The following is a 17,186-nucleotide window of genomic DNA, read 5'->3' on the forward strand; positions in this document are numbered from 1 at the left end:
GGCCTCCTCGGCTTCTTTTCTGCCTGCGCACATATCACTACGTGATAGTTTTCCCATAATGCACCGTTTACTTAATTACGAGACTTCCACGACTCAGGGGTGAAACATGGATATTGAGAAGTTCCTCATCACAGCAGTCGGCTCGCTCAGCGTCATTTCCCTTATCGGTTGGCTCATGGCTGATTATGAGTGGGCAACCAAGACCGCAACGGTTATAGGGTTTGGATTCCTCATCTCGGCCCTCCTCAATAAACGCAGGCGAGACAAGGCCGCGGGCCACCGCCGGGTAGCTGAAGAATCTGCGCAGTGACAACTCACCGGCTGGGCACGCAGCGCGGAAGATACACCTTCCCTCGGCTGCACAACTGCCCTATCTGCCAAACTTAGCGCCGATCCATGCAACGCGGGGCCAAGGTTTTGGCAACTAGGCGCGTTCTTCCTCTGATTCTTCTGCCGGCTCGTCCTGCGCCCGCCGCGCATTATCTGAAATCTCACGCGCTCTCTGCTCCAAGCTCTCCTGGGCGCGGGCCTGGGCTTGGGAGGAGCTATCGGCACGCGGCGGGGCTTGGATGAAGCGCTCGGAGTGCATTCCCAGTTGCAGCTCCTTGGCGCGCAACACCTCCGCATCAATCTTGATGCCGACGATCAGCACAGTGTTCATCAACCACGTGGCCACGAAGACCGCCATGACCGTGCTCAACGCACCATAAGCGCTGGCCGCAGCGAGGTACTTCAGGTAGAGGCCTACCAAACCCCAGGACACGACCGTGCCTACAAGCGCCACCACGGAACCGGAGGTTATCCACCTAAAGCGCCCGGGACGCACGTTGGGACCGAAGTGATAGAGCACCGCGATCAGCGTGAGAACCACAACCACAGTGACTGGGAAGCGCAGCCAGTTCCACACCGGGAGGAAGATTCGTACCAAGTATGTGGCGGCATCCTCTAGTCCTACGTTGCGTGCAAGCGGAATCAATCCTTCATTAAGAACTGCATCACGCAGCAAGTTGGCAAAGAGCACGATGACCGCGCCGACCACAATGACTGCTGTCAGCCCCCACATCAGCGCCCACGTGCGGATGATGCCGCGGCCTTCCACCCGGCCGTACACGGTATTGGCTGTCCGCGAGAAGGCCCGCACATACGCCGACGCCGAAAACAGCGAGATGGCCAGGGAGATGATCAGAGCCAACGTACCCTGCGCGCTGGAGCCGATAATCGTGCCGACGACCGTATGGGCTTGTTCTGATAGCGACCCGGGAACGTATTGCTCAATGAACTCAGAAGTCAGCTGCTCCACTTCCGCTTGGCGGGAGGAGAAGATAAGCGTAGCGATGGAATAGGCGGCCAGCACCGTAGGTGCAAAAGCCATGAGCGTGAAGTAGGTCATCCCGGCGGCGCGGTCCATGAAGGCATCGTGGAAGAAGTCATTCCACGTGCGGCGGATGACCAGCCCCCAGCTCTCCTTGCGCAGGCGGTTACCTTTAGCGAGGGGGTTGCGCTCATCATCGTGGCCTTCGACTTCAAGGATGGTCGAGCTCTTAAACGGCACGATAGTCTCTGGCTCTTCGGCCGGAATAGCGTTGCCTCGGGTCTCCTCTTCGCTCATATCTGACCAGCGTATGCGGCACAGCCCGCATACAGGGGAAGGACACTCAGACCACAGGCTAAGCCGTGGTTACACTGGGGAGGCATGATTGAGAAGAACACCGACAACAAGATCAACGTAAAGTCCTTCGAGCTTGACCACCGGCTTGTCGACGCCCCCTATATCCGCGTCGCCGACCGCACCGACCTGGGCGGCGGGGTCGAGATTATCAAGTATGACCTGCGTTTCTGCCAGCCCAACAAAGAGCACCTCGGCACCGAAGCACTGCATTCGGTCGAGCACATGATGGCCAACTTCATGCGCAACTACACCGACAAGCTCATTGGCTTTGCTCCGATGGGTTGCCGCACCGGCTTCTACGCCATCACCAACGGCATGGAACAGGACGAGCTGCTCCGCGCTGTCGAGGGCGCGCTCAATGACATCCTCAACGCCACCGAGGTCCCCGCCGCCAACGAGGTGCAATGTGGCTGGGGCGCCCACCACTCACTCGAGGGCGCGCAGGAGGCCGCACGCAATTTCCTCGCGGCCAAGGATGAGTGGCTCAACGTCATGGCCTAGCCACCCAAGTCCTCCTTAAATGCTCACACCCAGCCAGATGGGCTCCGGCTCCAGCGTCACGCCGAAGGCCTTCTGAACCCCGGCGCGGATGTCGCGGGCCAGCGCAACGATGTCGTCTGCGGTGGCCTCACCACGGTTGGTCAGCGCCAGGGTGTGCTTAGTGGAAAGTGTTGCCTTCGCGCCCGACTCTTCACCTGGGTAGCCCTTGGCAAAGCCAGCGCGCTCGATGAGCCAGGCAGCGGAGAGCTTTTCCTTTCCTTCTCCAGATGCGGTGCCGCTTGCCGGCACCGCATGGCGGGGCATGCGGTCAGCATCCTCGTCGCCGCGGGTGGCGCGGACGGCTTCCTGGATGGAGTCAGCAAGCTGCGGCTCCACGATGGGGTTGGTAAAGAAGGAACCGGCTGACCAAGTGTCGTGGTCGTCTGGGTCGAGCACCATGCCCTTGCCGCGACGCAGCTTCAGTACTTCCTCGCGGACGTCCGCGACCGGGCGGCGCTCACCGGGGTTCTGAGTGAGCTGGCCAAAGCGCAGCGGCTTGGATAATCCATCAGTGGTCAGCTGCAGCTCAATAGCCAACACCACGCCGCGGCCAGTGAACTTCAGGTTGGAGTAACGGTAGGCCAGCTCCAGTTCCTCGGCCGGTACCCACGTCGCGGTGCGGGTAGCGCGCTCATAGAGATAGACCTGCGTGAGGACGTCGGAGGTCTCCGCGCCATAGGCGCCGACATTCTGCACCGGCACGGCACCCGCATTGCCCGGGATCCCGGAAAGGCACTCGATGCCGCCCAGGCCGCTCTCCACGGTCAGGGCCACGACGTCATCCCACACCGCGCCCGCATCAGCGCGCACGAGTCCGTTGGCCACGGTGACGTCGATGTCCTCGAAGTCGAGGGTGACCACCACGACATCCAACTGGCCTTCCGCCACCACGAGGTTGGAGCCGCCGCCGACGACGAGGTAGTCCTGGGAGGACTCGTCAAGCGCTGCCAACGCAGCGATAGCGGCCTCAGCGCTGGCGCAGCGCACCGTCACCAGCGGTGCACCACCGATGCGCAGCGTCGTGAGATCGGCGAAGGTGGTCTCGGAATCCAGAGTGACTCCGTCAATGTCAGCGAGGGTCAGGAATTTATCTAGCACGTCTACCAAGGTAGTCTGTAACTCATGTCAACCCGTAGCGAAAACACCGTTATCATCAACCAGCCCATCGATAAGGTGCACAAGGCACTGACCACTCGGGAGTACTGGGACTTCATCGTGGCCAAGCTGTCCCCGGAACCGGGTACCGTGCACGAGTTCACCGGCAACACCGCCGTGCTCTACGAGATTCTTCCGACCTCCCTCCTCCCGGAGGCTGTTCGCGCCATGGTCTCCCAGGACCTGAAGGAAAAGCGCACCGTGACCATCGGCGAGGTTGTCGATGATCAGATGTCCGTCTCCTTCACCGCTGACGTCAAGGGCACCCCGGTCGACTTCAAGGGTGACATCACCTACAAGTCCCAGGATGAGACCACCGTTCTGGACTATGTCTCCGAGGTTTCCGTCAACATCCCGATGATGGGCGCTGCCATCGAGCCGAAGGTCGCTGAGGCTCTGCAGGAGCTCTACACCAACGAGGGCAAGCTCACCGAAGAGTGGATCTCCAACAACCTCTAAACAACTCCCTACACCACAGTTGTTGCTATGGCCGATCACGCGCATAACCTGAAGGCTCAGGAAAGCGCTGGTCGGCCTTTCGGCGTTGTTACCCGCGGCACCACCAACCCCAACCGGCTGCGCCGCTGCGATCGCTGGATGGTGGCGCACCCTTAAATCTCTTCGCTGCTGCGCTCCACGAGTAAGCCGCTGGCTCTCGACGTCGGCTACGGCGCCTCCCACACCACCACCGTGGAGTGGGCGGGCTGGCTGCGCAGCGTTAACCCGAATACCCGGGTAACGGGCCTAGAGATTTCCCCCGAGCGCGTCCTGCCGCCGCGCGATGGCGTCACCTTCGAGCTCGGCGGCTTCGAGCTTGCCGGCTACCGCCCGCAGCTAGTGCGCGCCTTCAACGTGCTGCGCCAGTATGACGTTGACCAAGTAGAGAAAGCCTGGAACACGGTGACCTCGCGTCTTGCTCCGGGCGGCTTCTTCGTGGAGGGAACCTGCGATGAGCTAGGGCGCAGGGCGGCCTGGGTGCTTCTCAGCGCCGCCGGTCCACGCACGCTGACCCTCGCCTGGGATCCCTTCGACGTTCAGCGCCCCAGCGATATCGCGGAGCGCCTGCCCAAGATCCTCATCCACCGCAACGTGCCGGGTGAGCCAATCCATGAACTCCTGCAAGCGGCCGATGCCGCCTGGGACCGCGCCGCCGGCTGGTCTCCTTATGGACCGCGGGTGCGCTGGCGCATGGCGCGTAAAGAACTCCGACAGACAGTGCCCATCCATCCGGTGAACCGCCGCCTGCGGGATAACGTGCTCACAGTGGATTGGGAACTCGTAGTTGGCCAACTTTAAGCCCGTGCGCCACACTAGTAGTCATGGCTTCTTCTAAATCTCCCGCCTCAACGGCCTGGAAAATTTTCATCGGCGTGCTCGTTGCACTCCTGCTCATCATCTTGGTAGCTGAGCTCGGTATACGCTGGTTCTTGGGCTCACAGATGAAGAGCGAATTCACCCAGTCCGCCAAGGAGCAAGGCGTGGAGACCTCCGAGGAACCGGAGGTGAGCTTTGGTGCCAGCCCCATGGTCTTTGGCATGCTCAACGGCAAGATTCCGCAGATGGATATGAAGACCCCGTCCACGCTACAGATTGAGGGCACTAACATCATCGGCCAACCGGCCGCTGATATTCACGTCGAAGACATGACGCTGTCCCAGGAGCCGGTCGCGGGCACGCTGCGGGCTTCGACGACGGTCCCGGATCAATTCCTACTGGCCAGCTTCCAAAAGGCTATTGCTGAGCAGTCCGGCTATGACGCGCTGGGCAACCTCGTGGTGACCGCGATTACCGCCAACGATGCCGAGGATGACCTCGAAGTGGAATTTGCCGGTGGCCTGGCCACGCTCTCGCTCAAGCCGGAAGCTCGCGACGGCAAGCTCGCCATCGATGCGAAGGAAGCATCGCTCTTCGGCTTCGACCTGCCCGAGCAGGCCACCTCCGCGATTTCGAATGCCTTGGCCGAAGGCATGGAGGAACAGCTCGCGGGCCAGCAGCTGACCTTCGAATCCGTGGATGTTGGGGCTGGCGAACTCACGCTCACCCTCATTGGCCACGACGTTCCGATGAGCGAGCTCGATTCCGCCACCGCACCAGCACAGGCACCGGCCAACTAAGAACCGAAAAACTAAAGCAGAGAGTTAGAGGCTCTCTAAGGCGAGCTGCGTATCCAAGGGTTCGTCGTCTGAAACGACGGACCCCGGATCCACCAGGCACTGATAGCCCGCCTGCTCTGCAGCACGCACATACTCCGGCAACGGCAGAGCCGAATGCTCAGGAAGAATGAGCCCCAAACGCACGGGCAGCGGGCAGGCCTCGCGGAGGGTGACGAGCTCGGAGAGGAGCGAGGTGACGTCGCCAAGCAGTGCATCCACCGCGACCCACACCTCTGCGGCGCCTGATTGCACGGCCAGCCGCGCCTCCGCCGCCTTCACCAACGAATGGTGGCGTCCGGTGGGATAACCGGCAACAGCAATAACGTGCTCGGCACCCTCAGCGGCAAGCACGTGGTGCGGGGAGACAAGCACTCGTTGCTGCCCCGCCGACTGGTTTCGTACTTCCTCCACGGAGGCCTCAAGCAGGTTCAGCATTAGTAGGAATAATCGCCGTTGATGATGGCCTTGAGCTGCGGGCGCACATCAAACCAGTACACGCCGGTGATGATGGCACCAATCCAGCTAACAAATGGCAGCGGCAGGTTCATCACCAGGGCGGAACCGAAGAGCAGCCCCACCCATACCCACTTGTTCTGGCGGTCACCGGCGCGGAAAGCATCCTCCCGCGTCATCGCTGCCAGGACGGCACCAAAGAGGGCGAAGAGGGATACCGCCATGAAAATGTACTGCGGTATCGACGCAATAATGTTTAAAAAAGTGTGCATCAAGAAAGACTAACTAGTTCTCGTCAACTACTTCGCCGTCAATGACATCATCATTCGGCTTCGGGGCATAAGGGTTGCGTGGGCTCTGCGGCTCCTGCGGCTGCTGGGCCTGCTTGCCCTCCGCACGTTGCTCCTTGGCGTTGTTGATAGCGCCCTGCACACCCTCACAGGTCTCGGTGAAGGCGGTGTTGAAATCCTCGCGGGCCTTCTCAAAAGACTCCGAGTTACGGGTCTCACGGGCAGCGGAGGACACGGACTCCCCAATGTTCTTCGCCGTGGAGGTCACGCGGTCGAAGAAGGACTCTTCCTTCGCGGTGCCGTCACCCATTCCTGCCTCATCGGCGGCGCGGGCAATGCGATCCGCCTGCGCACTCTGGGCCTGGTTCTGGCGCTCCTCCTTGAAACGGCCACCAAAATCCTTGGCCACATCAAAAGCAGAGGAACCGGCATTCTTGATTGAGTCAAATACGGACATGGTCGTCACTCCTTGTTAGACGCCAAAAAGCAGATGATTAACAGTGTAGATAACCAACCCAGCCAGTGCACCCACGACCGTGCCGTTCAGGCGAATGAACTGCAGGTCCTTGCCCACCATGAGCTCGATGTTCTCGGAAGCCTCCTGGGCATCCCAGCGCTTGATGGTCTCCGGAATGATCGCGATGATCTCCGGTGCGAATTTCTCCACCGCATAGCGCGCGGCCTTGTCCACCAGCTCGTTGGCCTGGGCCAGGAACTCCGAATCCTCCAGCAGGCGGTGCGCCAATTCTTTCACCTTGGCGGTGATCTTCTGGCGCAGGAAGGACTCCGGGTCGGTGAGCTGCTCAATGAGCGTGGAGGAGACCGTCGCCCACATCGCCGCCGGTGCCTTCTGTGCCTGCTCCGAGGCCAGCATCTCCTGCTTAATTCCCTCGATGCGCCCGCGCATATCTTCATCCCACTGCAGGTCCGAGGCCAGCTTGGATAGGTTGCGGCGAATGGCCAGGCGGGCCTCGTGGTTGCCGTTGCGGCGCACCTCATCGGCGAATTCCACGAGCTCTGCGTAGACCTTCTCCCCCACCATCTCGCGGGCAAAGCGCGGTGCCCAGCCGGGCATGCGCTCGTCAATGGCGGTGACCACCGTGGATTCCATGCCGAGGATCTTCCCGTGCGTCCAGTCAATGAGGTCATCCTCCAACGGCCGCGCCTTGCCATCCGCGATGTAGCCCTCCAACAGGCGTCCCAGCGGCGGCCCCCACTCCGGCTCTGCCAGACGGTCCATGACCTGGGTGCGGATGAACTGCTCTGCCTCCGCCGGGTCGAGGTCTGCGACCACGCTGGCTGCGCGCTCACCAATCCACGCGGAGACCTCCTCCGCCCGCCCAGGCTCCACGCCCTGGCGCGCCAACCACAGCGGTATCTCTGCCTCCCGCACCTTGGCGCTGAGTGCATCCGCGGTGAGGAAGTTCTCCTCCACGAAGTCCTTGAGTGCATCACCCACGCGGTCCTTGTTGTTGGGGATGAGTGCTGTGTGCGGGATGGGCAGCCCCATGGGGCGGCGGAACAGCGCGGTCACGGCAAACCAGTCCGCCAGTCCACCGACCATGCCTGCCTCCGCTGCCGCACGCACGTAGCCCACCCAGACCGGAGCCCCGCTTGCCGACGCCTGCCACCACGAGCACCCCAAAAAGATCACCGCCGCACCAATCAGGAAGGACAGCGCAATCGCCTTCCAGCGGCGCAGATCCGCCCGGCGCGCCTCCTGGTTTCCTGGCTGCGGCACAAACGACGTCTGCGTCGCCGACGTTTCCCGAGCCGGCTCAAGCCCTGCGTCTGCGCGGTGCGTCATGGGTGGTTCTCCTTGGTGGGGGTAAACGAGGCTTCGTGATGGATAGCGAATCCATCAATCAACATTAGCGTGCGTAACGGACACACTCGATAGCCAGCAACACTAAGATCAACTCCTAGCTTTATGAATGCCAGCCTGCCGAGGGCCCGTTGGTGGTGCCGTAGATGAACCGTCCGGGGACCTGAATCGCTTTCAGCGCCCGGTAGCAGGTCGGGTCGGGGTATCCTTCGACATTCTTCTTCGGTATTCTGATATCAAGAAGCACAGTGGTGGTCATCTGGCGTCCTTGCCTTCACGCTCGATCACCGGCAGCAGGCCACGGGTGTTCTTCGACAGGCCATAGATGAACAGGCGGCCTTTCTGCGTCCAGTACATGTGGGTGTGGGTCTTTCCCTCGTCGTACTCGTGCGTCTTGGATTGGGTGTACCCCTGCTCAGCAAACTTAGCGTAGAGGAACCAGCGCCCGGACTGGTGAAACTGCACCTGCTCCTCGCGCAGAATCTGGTTGAGCTTCTTCGCCGACAGGCCGTAGTCCTTGGCGATCTCGGTAGTGGTGATCAGCGACGACGACGCCAGCACCACGTCGTAATAGGACACCTTCGGTGCCGCCCTCAACAGGGCTTGTTCGGCGGCAAGTCGCTTGGAGGAGACGATCAGCCGGTTACAGGTCGCCTTCGCTGATGAACCTGACCTGCTGGATGCCACCAGCCGTTTCAAGAGGGTAGTGACTCACGACCCCTTGCAGTGACGCGCCAGGGCATCTTTCGTGTTGGCGTAGCCGAGGGCGGTGGCCACGTCCTTGCCGTAGAACAGGACCTGCCCGCCCGAGGTGATGGTTCGGATCGTACCGAACTCGTGGTTGGTGAACGCATGTAGCGCGGTAGCCATGACCTGCTCCTTTTCTGAGAGCCGGGTAGACAATCGCAGGCGCGGGGTGCGCCAGGCTCTCATCTATCAGGCACGGCAGGCACCGAAACCGGACACGGTGTGAGGAAGGCTCTCGCCCATACGCCCCCGATCCCCGACAAATCCGGACGGGTCAGAGGGCACACTGGTGTGTGAACGTACCGATGGCTCCGTGGCCCGTGCTCTTGCTTCGGCGTCATCAACCAGGTAACCTCGTAGTCAACATGACCGGTTCCGCTGCCCGCCTCGGTGGGAGTCCAGGGCCGGTCTTTGTTTTCGTATCAAACAGGGGTGCGCGTGGAGCGAGTAAAGCAGTTCAAGACCTACGGTGAACAGGTCGAATTGCTTCGTCAGCGTGGGATGCGAGTGAATGATCCCCAGCATGCTGAGACGCTGTTGGCGCGATTGAACTACTACCGCTTGTCCGGATACTGGTACCCGATGCGCCGTTTCTCCCAAGACGACGGCACTGCCCGAGATGAATTCGTGGAGGGAGCATCGTTTGACCTGGTGGTAGCCCTCTATGAGTTTGACGAACAATTGCGCCACAGCGTATTCATCGAGCTTGATCGCGTGGAGTTGGCTATTCGAACCAAGCTCGGCCACGAACTGGGTCGCCTTGACCCGCTGATCTATTTGGATCCCCAGCGTTTGAGCGCTCGGGCACGGCAGCGAAACAAAGACGGGCGTAGCGTGCACGAGGTGTGGATGAGAAAGTACCTGTCGTCATTGAAAGCGTCGAAGGAGGACTTCGTCGCCCACCATAAATCCAAATATGGCGGGACTCTACCCATCTGGGCGGCTGTCGAAATCATGGATTGGGGGATGCTGTCGTACTTGTACGGCATGTCGCCCAATATCGTGCGCAAACAGGTTTCCGAGCCCTGCGGCCTAACTGGTCCTCAGCTTGAATCATGGCTGAAATCCTTGAATATTCTGCGCAATTACGCAGCTCATCATGCAAGGATGTTCAACCGTGTTTACGACATCAAACCGAAACTGAACAATGACGTCAGGCTGGCTCCGGTAGCTGAAGGAATGAATCGCTTGTTCGGCCAGCTCTCCCTTATCCAATACTTGCACCGCCAACTGGGCTTGTCTCCGGCCGACCGGCTACCGAAGCTGTTCCACACCTACCCGCACAATCCCATCGTGCCGTTTTCTCGCACAGGAGCACCTGACAACTGGCGCGAGGTGTCTCTCTGGCGCGTCTAATCCTTGTGGTAGTAGTCGCATTCGTACCCGTCGGCGTTGAGTGGCAGTCCCGCTGCCCAGTCGGGTGGGGTCGTCATGAGCTGGCAGTCATCGGCGATGGTGAAGTCGGAGTCCTCGGGTTCGTCGATGACGATTTCGTCGTGGACGCGCATGACAATCTTGTGCCCAGCCTGAGCGACGAATGTCATGCCGTGGACGAGGAGGTCACGAGCGACTGCTTGGCCGATGTTCTCGACGAGTTTCCCGCCGTAGGTCTCTAGCCGCCCCCACTTGCGTCCGGTCGTGACATCGCTGTAGGTGATGGAGGCGCCGCCCCACCGGTTATCACCCAGCTGGGGCTTCACGCAGGCTAGCCGCCTACCAGAGGGCGGGGTGATAAACAAGATGCCGGACTCGGCAGTGAAGCGAAGGTTGCACAGCCGAACAGCCTGGCGGGTGGTGATGGCGTCGGGGGTCAGGCCCCTCAACGACGATACGGACTTCGGCCCGACCAACCCCAAAAGCGTGGTGATGTACGCAGTGGAGAACTATTAGACAAATACCAAGTGACCTAAAGACGTCATCCTGAGCACTTCCCTCCCCCTCATTGTGGCGGGAGGCGGGAGGCGTCGCCAAGCGTCGGTGCCTCAGTCATCCCCTTGTGCTTGGCTGCGCTCCCTCTACCCCACCCCAAACGCCAACAACCCCCACCGCCTCACATGGTCTCCCATGTGTGTTTGGAGATGGGGGTTGTTGTGGTACCAGTACAGAAACTCAGGCGTTCAACGGCCTAGGAGGTGCCTAGTTGATGCGGCCGGTTTCCTTGCGGTACTGGCGGTAGTAGCGGCGGCCATACTTGACGGCGGCGATAGCCAGGATGGCTACGACGACGCTGGCGATGGCGCCCACGATCAGGTTGATCTGGTAGTCAGCGCCGGCGGTGCCGTCCGGGTAGAGCCAGGTGCCGAGGCCCCAGATCAGGATGCCCAGCGGCGGCAGGATCGAGAGAGTCAGACCCATGCCCACCCAGGTGGAGGTGCGCAGCAAAGAAGAGTGCGGTGCGCCGTAAGAAACGGGGTCATATCCCTCGATGTAGGAGTCCTGAATCTTACCGGAGAACTCCGGGTAGGTCTCGCTGTGGTGATCAGCAACTGCCGGGTTGAGGTCGCTCATGGCTGAAACTTTCTCTCGTTCCTGTTAATCCTGTGAATGACTATAGCTTAGTCGTCCTTGCCGCGGAAAGCAGCACGTGCACGTTCGCGGGTAACCGCGGAAACCGCGGTCAGCGGCACACCAGCCGGGCAGACGTCGGCACACTCGCCGTAGAGCGAGCAGTGGCCGAAGTTCTGCTCCAGATCGTCCACCATGTTGCGTGCGCGGCGGCCACGCTCTTCCTTGCCCAGCGGCATGAGGGAGAGGTGAACCAGCTTGGCACCGGTAAACAGGTGAGCAGCACCGTTGGGGCAGGATGCCACGCAGGCACCGCAGCCGATGCAGGCAGCGTGATCCAGAGCGTACTCGGAGGTCTCGTGGTTAACGTGCAGGGTGTCAGCATCCGGAGCGGTACCCGCATCCATGGACACGTAACCGCCCTGCTCCATGACGTGGTCCAGCTTGGCGCGGTCCACGATCATGTCCTTGATAACCGGGTAGGCAGCGGAACGGAAAGGCTCCAGCTTGATGGTGTCACCATCCTTGAACTGGAAGAGGCGCTGCTGGCAGGCCGGGGTGTTCTGGCCCGGGCCGTGCGGGCGGCCGTTGACCAGGAGGCCACAGGTACCGCAGATGCCCTCACGGCAGTCAGAAGCGAATGCGAAAGGCTCGGTGCCTTCCTCAATGAGGCGGTCGTTGACGTGGTCGAGCAACTCCAGAATGGACATCTGCTCGGCGGCGTCGTCAACCTGCACGGTCTCGAACTTGCCTTCTTGCGTCGGTCCGGCTTGACGCCAGATCTCAAGTGTCAGTTTCATTACTTGTAGTTCCTTGTCATCAGCGGGATCGAATCAAAGTACAGCGGCTCAGCGTGGCGGATGAACTCGCCCTCAGCAGCGCCCGGCTCCCAAGCGGAAACAAAGCACCAGTTCTCGTCATCACGCTCGGCCTCGCCGTCCTCGGAGAGGTGGTCCTCGCGGAAGTGAGCACCACAGGACTCGTCGCGGTCAAGGGCGTCAATACACATGAGCTCACCCAGGTCGATGTAGTCAGCAACGCGCAGACCGTACTCGAGGACCTGGTTCATGTCGTTGGCCTCACCAGTGATGCGGACGTTAGCCCAGAAGTCCTTGCGCAGCTCGCGAACCTTCTCGATGGCAACCTTGAGGTCCTCGACGTTACGGGATACGCCGCAACCCCAGTAGAGGATGTCACCCAGCTGGCGGTGGTAGTACGCCGGACCGTGCGGGTCCGCACCCTGGATGGACATGAGGCGGTCGATGCGAGCCTGAGCGCGAGCGACAGTCTCGTTGGCCTCAGCAGAGTCCTCAGCCAGCTTGGCCTCACCCAGGTGGTGTGCCAGGTAGTTCGGGATGGTGAACGGCAGGGTGAACCAGCCATCAACGGAAGCGGACAACAGGGAGTTCGCACCCAGACGGTTGGCGCCGTGGTAGGTCCAGGAGCACTCACCGGAGGCGAAGAGACCGTCGATGGCGGTCATCTCATTGAAGTCCGTCCACAGGCCACCCATGGTGAAGTGGCAGGTCGGGGCGATACGCATCGGGGTCTCATAAGCGGATTCACCAATGGCCTCTTCGTACATTTCGATGAGGTTGGAGTAACGCTCGCGGATCTTGTCCTTGCCCAGACGCTCGATGGCGTCGCGGAAATCCAGGTACACAGAGTTGTGCAGCGGTCCAACACCCAGGCCCTTGTTGATCTGCTGGGAAATGGCGCGGGACGCCACGTCACGCGGGACGAGGTTACCGAAGGCCGGGTAGCGGCGCTCCAGGAAGTAGTCGCGCTCCTCTTCCGGAATCTCGTTGGCAGGACGGTCATCCTTCTCCTTGATCGGAGACCAAATGCGGCCGTCGTTACGCAGCGACTCGGACATGAGGATGGTCTTGGACTGCCACTCGGAGTTCACCGGCAGGCCAGTCGGGTGGAACTGGATGAATGCCGGGGAAGCCAGGTAAGCACCGTTCTCGTACGCACGCATCATGGCGCCGGCGTTAGAGTTCTTAGCCAGCGTGGACATGTGGTAGACGTTGCCGTAACCGCCGGTACCGAGGATGACTGCGTGGCCGGTGAAGGCCTTCAGCTCGCCGGTGATGAGGTTACGGGTCACGATGCCGCCGGCGCGCTTCTTGCCACCGTCGGTGTAGGTGATGATGTCCTGCAGGTCGTGGTGAGCGAAGAGCTCCACGTTGCCCAGGCCAATCTGGCGGTAGAGCGCAGACGTGGTGGACAGCTGCAGCTGCTGGCCTGTTTGGCCACGGGTGTAGTAGGTGCGGGAGACCTGCACACCACCGAAGGAACGGGTAGCCAGGGTGCCGCCGTACTCGCGAGCGAACGGAGCACCGATGGCGTTCATGTGGTCGATGACGCGGATGGACTCATAAGCCAAGCGCCAGCAGTCGGACTCGCGGCAGCGGTAGTCGCCACCCTTCACGGTGTCCTTGGTGTGGCGGTAAGCGGAGTCGTTATCCACCTTCTTGTGGCGGGAAGAGTTCACACCACCCTGCGCAGCAATGGAGTGCGCACGGCGCGGGGAGTCGTGGTAGGTGAAGACCTTTACCTTGTAGCCCAGCTCGCCGAGGGCAGCCGCAGCGGAACCAGCAGCCAGGCCGGTGCCGACAACGATGATTTCAAACTTGCGGCGGTTCAGCGGCGAGACCAGCTCCATGTGGTCCTTCTGGTAGCTCCACATGTCCTTCATCGGGACGCCGTGCGGCTCGTGGGACTCCAGGATGCGGCCCGGCTTAACGCCCGGGACGATGGACTGCGGGTGCGAGAAGTTCGGGTGCTCGCGCTTGAGTTCAGTGTTCGCGTTCGACACAGGATTCGCGTTAGTCATGGGTTCAAAACTCCTTTAGCTGACCCAGCCCAGGGCGACGGACAACGGCATGACGATGTTTGCCAGGCACACGACGGCCGGGACAACGTACGCCAGGATGACAAATACCTCGCGCCACTTAGCACCGGTAATACCCAGGTCGGAAGCCGCAAGGCGGATGCCGTGGGTCAGGTGCAGGAAGAGGCAGAGCATGGCGACGATGTAAATGATGGTCACCGGCCAGCGGGAGAAGGTAGCGATCATGTTGGCCTTCACGGCACCATGAGCGAAAGCCTCCGGAGCGATCGGCTGAACACCCATCGTCAGATCCAGGATGTGGAAGACGATGAACAGGAGCAGCACGACGCCGGTCACCAGCATGGTCTTCGTCGCAAAGGAATCCATGCCGCCCATCAGGTTGGTGCGCTTGAACTTACCGCGGGATGCCTTGGAGCGAGCGGTCAGCGCGAAGGCACCGTAAATGTGGGCGATCACGCACGCCAGCAAAACGATGCGGATGATCCACAGAAGGTGGCCGCTCGGAATCAGCGGATCACCCATGCTGCGCAGGAATGCGCCGTAGGCATCGAGGGCTTCCTGGCCGTCATGAGCCGGCAGGTAAAGCTTCAAGTTGCCGGCCATGTGTCCCACAACGAAGAGTGCGAAGAACAGACCGGTAATTGCCATCGTCAGTTTCAAAGCCCAGGACGGAATTCCTGGCTTAGGACGAATCGTTTCATTAGTAATACGGCCGTGAGCGAGGGCTTCACGGTCAGGATTTTTTACAGACATGACACCTCCATAGTCGTCCTTACCTTACGCAGAACTTCACGCTGACCACTAGTTATCTCTTTGCTTTGCAGGCCCCTTGCCCCTCCTACAGCCCGCCGAAAGATTTGAGATAAGGCAAGGGTTGCCTTAAGTGCCCCACCCCTTTTGCCGCTCTACCTTGATCACTTCCCTTTACGCAATATTGACCTTGCGAAAACATTTCGCCGATGAGACTTTTGTCACAGGGTGTGGCGTGAGTGACGACCCTACCCCTTTAGGTGTCAAACTTTCGCTTGGTATCCGCCTTTCATTTCCCGCCCAGCACCTTGCCAACACCCCCACTTCGCAGCGGAGTTAAAATACTTCACACATTCCTTGCAAAAATATTGTTATGAGTGAAAGGCACTAGGTAACCTAGCTCACATGAGCAAGACATACGTGGGTTCGCGCCTGCGCCAGCTGCGCCGCGAACGTGATCTCAGCCAAGCCTCCCTCGCCGCTACGCTGGGACTTTCAGCGAGCTACGTCAACCAGATTGAGCATGACGTGCGCCCGCTTACCGTCCCGGTCTTGCTGAAAATCACTGAAGCATTTGGCGTTGATGCCACGTTCTTCTCCCGCGATGATGACTCACGCCTGCTGGCAGAAATCCAGGATGTCGTACAAGACCAGGAAATCTGCCCCTCCCCCGTGGAGCTTCAGGAATTGTCCGAGTTGGTTTATAACCACCCCACCGTTGCCCGCACGCTCGTGGATATCCACCGTCGCTACCGCAACATTCGCGACAAGCTTTCGCTTGCCACCGACACCCGCCGCTCGGATGGCAGCCAGGCGCTATCCATGCCCCACGACGAGGTGCGGGACTTCTTCTATGCCCGGCAGAATTACCTCGATGAATTGGATATTCATGCGGAGGGAATTGCCGCGGAGCTCGGCGTCACCCCCTTCCACATCCGCGATATCGAGCAGGCTCTAAATGACAGGCTCACATCCCAGCACGGCGTGGAGATTCTCACCACCGATCGCATGGATGGCACACTGCACCGCTTTGACAAGAACACCGGCACCCTTCGCCTAGCCAGCCGCCTGAGCGTGGGCCAGCGCGCCTTCCGCATGGCGGCGGAGCTGGGGTTCCTGGAAGCGGGTGAGCTTATTAGCCACCTCGTGGACGAAGAACCCTTCACCTCGGATGCCTCGATCAACTTGGCCAAGCGGGGAATCGCCAACTACTACGCTGCAGCCATCCTTTTGCCCTACAACCTCATCCATAGTGAGGCCGAGCAATCCGGGTATGACGTGGAGTACCTCTGCAATGTTTTCGGCGTGGGCTATGAAACCATTGCCTCCCGCCTTTCCACGCTGCAGCGACCCAACAAGCGCGGCATCCCCTTTACCTTTGTACGGGTGGACCGCGCCGGCAACATGTCCAAGCGCCAATCAGCCACGGGCGTGCACTTTTCCAACTCCGGCGGCACCTGCCCGCTGTGGAATGTCTACGAGTCCTTCTCACGCCCCAACACCATTTCCCGCCAGCTGGCGCAGATGCCGGATGGGCGCAATTACCTCTGGGTTTCGCGCACGGTGAGCTACCCGCAAGGCCGTTTCGGGGATACCAACAAGCTCTTCTCCATCGGCTTGGGCTGCGAGGCCCGCCACGCCAACCGCACTGTCTACGCCCAGGGCCTGAACCTCGATGCCCTTTCTTCCGCGACCCCGATTGGCGCTGGCTGCCGCACCTGCCCGCGCCAGAACTGTTCGCAGCGAGCTTTCCCCGCTATCAACGAGCAGTTAGTCATTGATGCCCACCGCTCCGCGGTTGCGCCGTACTAACCAGATCTCGCGACACGTGCAGTAGGGACTAGCCAAAAGGAACGCTTTTACACCACAAATAACGTTTTATTGTCTTTTATGGGGAGCGCTCTCCAGAGTCGGGATGAATTTTTCCGGGGACAGATCCGCCCCCAGGAATCCTGTTATACATCTTGAACTGGACATTTAAGCTTCCGCCAGCCCATATACATTGACCTTAAAAAGCTTTCTCATGATTTTGCCTATCAAAATACATAGATTTTTCAGGGTCGAATTTCTTATAATGGAACATGACCGATATCCCCTATCGAAAGGATCACTATCATGAGCAGCTTTGCTAACGGTTTCCTTGGCCAGATTCAGGGCCTTCTCGTAACCATCGTTAATGCACCGTTCGTTCTGTCCTCCAAGCTCTTCGGCTAAAGGCAGGCGCGCTACGGCGCTAAAACCA

The 17,186-nt window shown here is 60.3% G+C and carries 21 protein-coding genes and 1 pseudogene; 8 read left to right on the forward strand and 14 right to left on the reverse strand.

Annotated elements, in window-relative coordinates:
* The first annotated feature begins 106 nt into the window (after positions 1-106).
* Positions 107-310 (forward strand): hypothetical protein, encoded by a 204-nt coding sequence (locus tag HMPREF2896_RS08080; RefSeq protein WP_070719015.1) that lies wholly within the window; start codon positions 107-109, stop codon positions 308-310.
* Positions 311-424: 114 nt separating this feature from the next.
* Here HMPREF2896_RS08080 and HMPREF2896_RS08085 read toward each other — a convergent pair whose 3' ends face one another.
* A complete protein-coding gene (locus HMPREF2896_RS08085) occupies positions 425-1,609 on the reverse strand; it encodes a YihY/virulence factor BrkB family protein (RefSeq protein WP_246823032.1) in 1,185 nt (394 codons plus the stop codon).
* An 84-nt stretch (positions 1,610-1,693) separates the two neighbouring features.
* Between HMPREF2896_RS08085 and HMPREF2896_RS08090 the strand changes: the two genes are divergently transcribed.
* Complete coding sequence (locus HMPREF2896_RS08090; RefSeq protein ID WP_070719019.1) at positions 1,694-2,170, forward strand: S-ribosylhomocysteine lyase; 477 nt, start codon at positions 1,694-1,696, stop codon at positions 2,168-2,170.
* Positions 2,171-2,185: 15 nt separating this feature from the next.
* Here the strand turns inward: HMPREF2896_RS08090 and HMPREF2896_RS08095 are convergent, their stop codons facing one another.
* Complete coding sequence (locus tag HMPREF2896_RS08095) at positions 2,186-3,307, reverse strand: UDP-N-acetylmuramate dehydrogenase (protein ID WP_070719021.1); 1,122 nt, start codon at positions 3,305-3,307, stop codon at positions 2,186-2,188.
* 24 nt (positions 3,308-3,331) lie between these two features.
* Between HMPREF2896_RS08095 and HMPREF2896_RS08100 the strand changes: the two genes are divergently transcribed.
* Genes HMPREF2896_RS08100 through HMPREF2896_RS08110 form a run of 4 tightly spaced genes read left to right on the forward strand, consistent with a single transcriptional unit; the run spans position 3,332 to position 5,478 of the window.
* On the forward strand, positions 3,332-3,823 hold the full coding sequence (locus HMPREF2896_RS08100) for a DUF2505 domain-containing protein (RefSeq protein ID WP_070645756.1): 492 nt from the start codon (positions 3,332-3,334) through the stop codon (positions 3,821-3,823).
* Between the two features lie 27 nt (positions 3,824-3,850).
* Positions 3,851-3,979 (forward strand): hypothetical protein, encoded by a 129-nt coding sequence (locus HMPREF2896_RS13130; RefSeq protein WP_256375588.1) that lies wholly within the window; start codon positions 3,851-3,853, stop codon positions 3,977-3,979.
* Positions 3,980-4,660, forward strand: a complete 681-nt coding sequence (locus HMPREF2896_RS08105) for a class I SAM-dependent methyltransferase (RefSeq protein WP_246824011.1) — start codon at positions 3,980-3,982, stop codon at positions 4,658-4,660.
* Positions 4,661-4,683: 23 nt separating this feature from the next.
* Positions 4,684-5,478: an LmeA family phospholipid-binding protein gene (locus tag HMPREF2896_RS08110; RefSeq protein WP_070719022.1), complete on the forward strand. Its 795-nt coding sequence runs from the start codon at positions 4,684-4,686 to the stop codon at positions 5,476-5,478.
* 24 nt (positions 5,479-5,502) lie between these two features.
* On the opposite strand, the gene HMPREF2896_RS08115 is transcribed toward HMPREF2896_RS08110, so the two are convergent.
* The 6 genes and pseudogenes from HMPREF2896_RS08115 to HMPREF2896_RS13095 all read right to left on the reverse strand — a co-directional run.
* A complete protein-coding gene (locus tag HMPREF2896_RS08115) occupies positions 5,503-5,952 on the reverse strand; it encodes a deoxyribose-phosphate aldolase (RefSeq protein ID WP_070719023.1) in 450 nt (149 codons plus the stop codon).
* Entirely contained in the window at positions 5,952-6,242 is a 291-nt protein-coding gene (locus tag HMPREF2896_RS08120; protein WP_070719024.1) for a DUF2516 family protein, read from the reverse strand. The genes HMPREF2896_RS08115 and HMPREF2896_RS08120 overlap by 1 nt, the downstream gene beginning before the upstream one ends.
* A gap of 13 nt (positions 6,243-6,255) precedes the next feature.
* Positions 6,256-6,717 carry a CGLAU_01105 family protein gene (locus tag HMPREF2896_RS08125; RefSeq protein ID WP_070719028.1) on the reverse strand — a complete coding sequence of 154 codons (462 nt, stop codon included), beginning with the start codon at positions 6,715-6,717 and terminating at the stop codon, positions 6,256-6,258.
* A gap of 15 nt (positions 6,718-6,732) precedes the next feature.
* Positions 6,733-8,067, reverse strand: coding sequence for a DUF445 domain-containing protein (locus tag HMPREF2896_RS08130; RefSeq protein WP_070719031.1), 1,335 nt, complete (start codon positions 8,065-8,067; stop codon positions 6,733-6,735).
* A 121-nt stretch (positions 8,068-8,188) separates the two neighbouring features.
* The gene (locus HMPREF2896_RS12985; RefSeq protein WP_210384666.1) at positions 8,189-8,344 is read right to left on the reverse strand and encodes a hypothetical protein; all 156 of its coding nucleotides are present in this window, start codon (positions 8,342-8,344) and stop codon (positions 8,189-8,191) included.
* Between the two features lie 8 nt (positions 8,345-8,352).
* Positions 8,353-8,955: pseudogene (locus HMPREF2896_RS13095) on the reverse strand (phage antirepressor); the annotation flags it as partial.
* 315 nt (positions 8,956-9,270) lie between these two features.
* On the opposite strand from HMPREF2896_RS13095, the gene HMPREF2896_RS08140 reads away from it, so the two are divergent.
* The gene (locus HMPREF2896_RS08140; protein ID WP_070711091.1) at positions 9,271-10,188 is read left to right on the forward strand and encodes an Abi family protein; all 918 of its coding nucleotides are present in this window, start codon (positions 9,271-9,273) and stop codon (positions 10,186-10,188) included.
* Here the strand turns inward: HMPREF2896_RS08140 and HMPREF2896_RS08145 are convergent.
* From HMPREF2896_RS08145 to HMPREF2896_RS08165, 5 genes are all read right to left on the reverse strand, one after another.
* A complete protein-coding gene (locus HMPREF2896_RS08145; protein ID WP_246824010.1) occupies positions 10,185-10,532 on the reverse strand; it encodes a DNA polymerase family A protein in 348 nt (115 codons plus the stop codon). The genes HMPREF2896_RS08140 and HMPREF2896_RS08145 overlap by 4 nt on opposite strands.
* Positions 10,533-10,968: 436 nt before the next feature.
* Positions 10,969-11,340, reverse strand: a complete 372-nt coding sequence (locus HMPREF2896_RS08150; RefSeq protein WP_070444024.1) for a hypothetical protein — start codon at positions 11,338-11,340, stop codon at positions 10,969-10,971.
* Positions 11,341-11,387: 47 nt separating this feature from the next.
* On the reverse strand, positions 11,388-12,137 hold the full coding sequence (locus HMPREF2896_RS08155; RefSeq protein WP_070444027.1) for a succinate dehydrogenase/fumarate reductase iron-sulfur subunit: 750 nt from the start codon (positions 12,135-12,137) through the stop codon (positions 11,388-11,390).
* The gene (locus tag HMPREF2896_RS08160; protein WP_070719035.1) at positions 12,137-14,176 is read right to left on the reverse strand and encodes a fumarate reductase/succinate dehydrogenase flavoprotein subunit; all 2,040 of its coding nucleotides are present in this window, start codon (positions 14,174-14,176) and stop codon (positions 12,137-12,139) included. The genes HMPREF2896_RS08155 and HMPREF2896_RS08160 overlap by 1 nt, the downstream gene beginning before the upstream one ends.
* 15 nt (positions 14,177-14,191) lie before the next feature.
* Entirely contained in the window at positions 14,192-14,947 is a 756-nt protein-coding gene (locus HMPREF2896_RS08165; protein ID WP_070444033.1) for a succinate dehydrogenase cytochrome b subunit, read from the reverse strand.
* Positions 14,948-15,349: 402 nt separating this feature from the next.
* Between HMPREF2896_RS08165 and ramB the strand changes: the two genes are divergently transcribed.
* Positions 15,350-16,756, forward strand: coding sequence for an acetate metabolism transcriptional regulator RamB (gene ramB / locus HMPREF2896_RS08170; RefSeq protein WP_070645737.1), 1,407 nt, complete (start codon positions 15,350-15,352; stop codon positions 16,754-16,756).
* A 165-nt stretch (positions 16,757-16,921) separates the two neighbouring features.
* Here the strand turns inward: ramB and HMPREF2896_RS12990 are convergent.
* Positions 16,922-17,186 (reverse strand): hypothetical protein (locus HMPREF2896_RS12990; protein WP_210388761.1); only part of this gene is annotated, 265 nt, incomplete at its 5' end.

Source organism: Corynebacterium sp. HMSC069E04 (assembly GCF_001813175.1).
In the GTDB taxonomy this organism is placed as follows: Bacteria; Actinomycetota; Actinomycetes; order Mycobacteriales; family Mycobacteriaceae; genus Corynebacterium; species Corynebacterium aurimucosum.

Excerpts from the sequence above, each read along its gene's own strand:
- HMPREF2896_RS08080 (WP_070719015.1), top strand. The coding sequence starts at position 107 with ATGGATATTGAGAAGTTCCTCATCACAGCAGTCGGCTCGCTCAGCGTC.
- HMPREF2896_RS08155 (WP_070444027.1), bottom strand. The coding sequence starts at position 12,137 with ATGAAACTGACACTTGAGATCTGGCGTCAAGCCGGACCGACGCAAGAA.
- HMPREF2896_RS08090 (WP_070719019.1), top strand. The coding sequence starts at position 1,694 with ATGATTGAGAAGAACACCGACAACAAGATCAACGTAAAGTCCTTCGAG.
- ramB (WP_070645737.1), top strand. The coding sequence starts at position 15,350 with ATGAGCAAGACATACGTGGGTTCGCGCCTGCGCCAGCTGCGCCGCGAA.
- HMPREF2896_RS13130 (WP_256375588.1), top strand. The coding sequence starts at position 3,851 with ATGGCCGATCACGCGCATAACCTGAAGGCTCAGGAAAGCGCTGGTCGG.
- HMPREF2896_RS08110 (WP_070719022.1), top strand. The coding sequence starts at position 4,684 with ATGGCTTCTTCTAAATCTCCCGCCTCAACGGCCTGGAAAATTTTCATC.
- HMPREF2896_RS08115 (WP_070719023.1), bottom strand. The coding sequence starts at position 5,952 with ATGCTGAACCTGCTTGAGGCCTCCGTGGAGGAAGTACGAAACCAGTCG.
- HMPREF2896_RS08085 (WP_246823032.1), bottom strand. The coding sequence starts at position 1,609 with ATGAGCGAAGAGGAGACCCGAGGCAACGCTATTCCGGCCGAAGAGCCA.
- HMPREF2896_RS08125 (WP_070719028.1), bottom strand. The coding sequence starts at position 6,717 with ATGTCCGTATTTGACTCAATCAAGAATGCCGGTTCCTCTGCTTTTGAT.
- HMPREF2896_RS08100 (WP_070645756.1), top strand. The coding sequence starts at position 3,332 with ATGTCAACCCGTAGCGAAAACACCGTTATCATCAACCAGCCCATCGAT.
- HMPREF2896_RS08150 (WP_070444024.1), bottom strand. The coding sequence starts at position 11,340 with ATGAGCGACCTCAACCCGGCAGTTGCTGATCACCACAGCGAGACCTAC.
- HMPREF2896_RS08165 (WP_070444033.1), bottom strand. The coding sequence starts at position 14,947 with ATGTCTGTAAAAAATCCTGACCGTGAAGCCCTCGCTCACGGCCGTATT.
- HMPREF2896_RS08160 (WP_070719035.1), bottom strand. The coding sequence starts at position 14,176 with ATGACTAACGCGAATCCTGTGTCGAACGCGAACACTGAACTCAAGCGC.
- HMPREF2896_RS08120 (WP_070719024.1), bottom strand. The coding sequence starts at position 6,242 with ATGCACACTTTTTTAAACATTATTGCGTCGATACCGCAGTACATTTTC.
- HMPREF2896_RS08130 (WP_070719031.1), bottom strand. The coding sequence starts at position 8,067 with ATGACGCACCGCGCAGACGCAGGGCTTGAGCCGGCTCGGGAAACGTCG.
- HMPREF2896_RS12985 (WP_210384666.1), bottom strand. The coding sequence starts at position 8,344 with ATGACCACCACTGTGCTTCTTGATATCAGAATACCGAAGAAGAATGTC.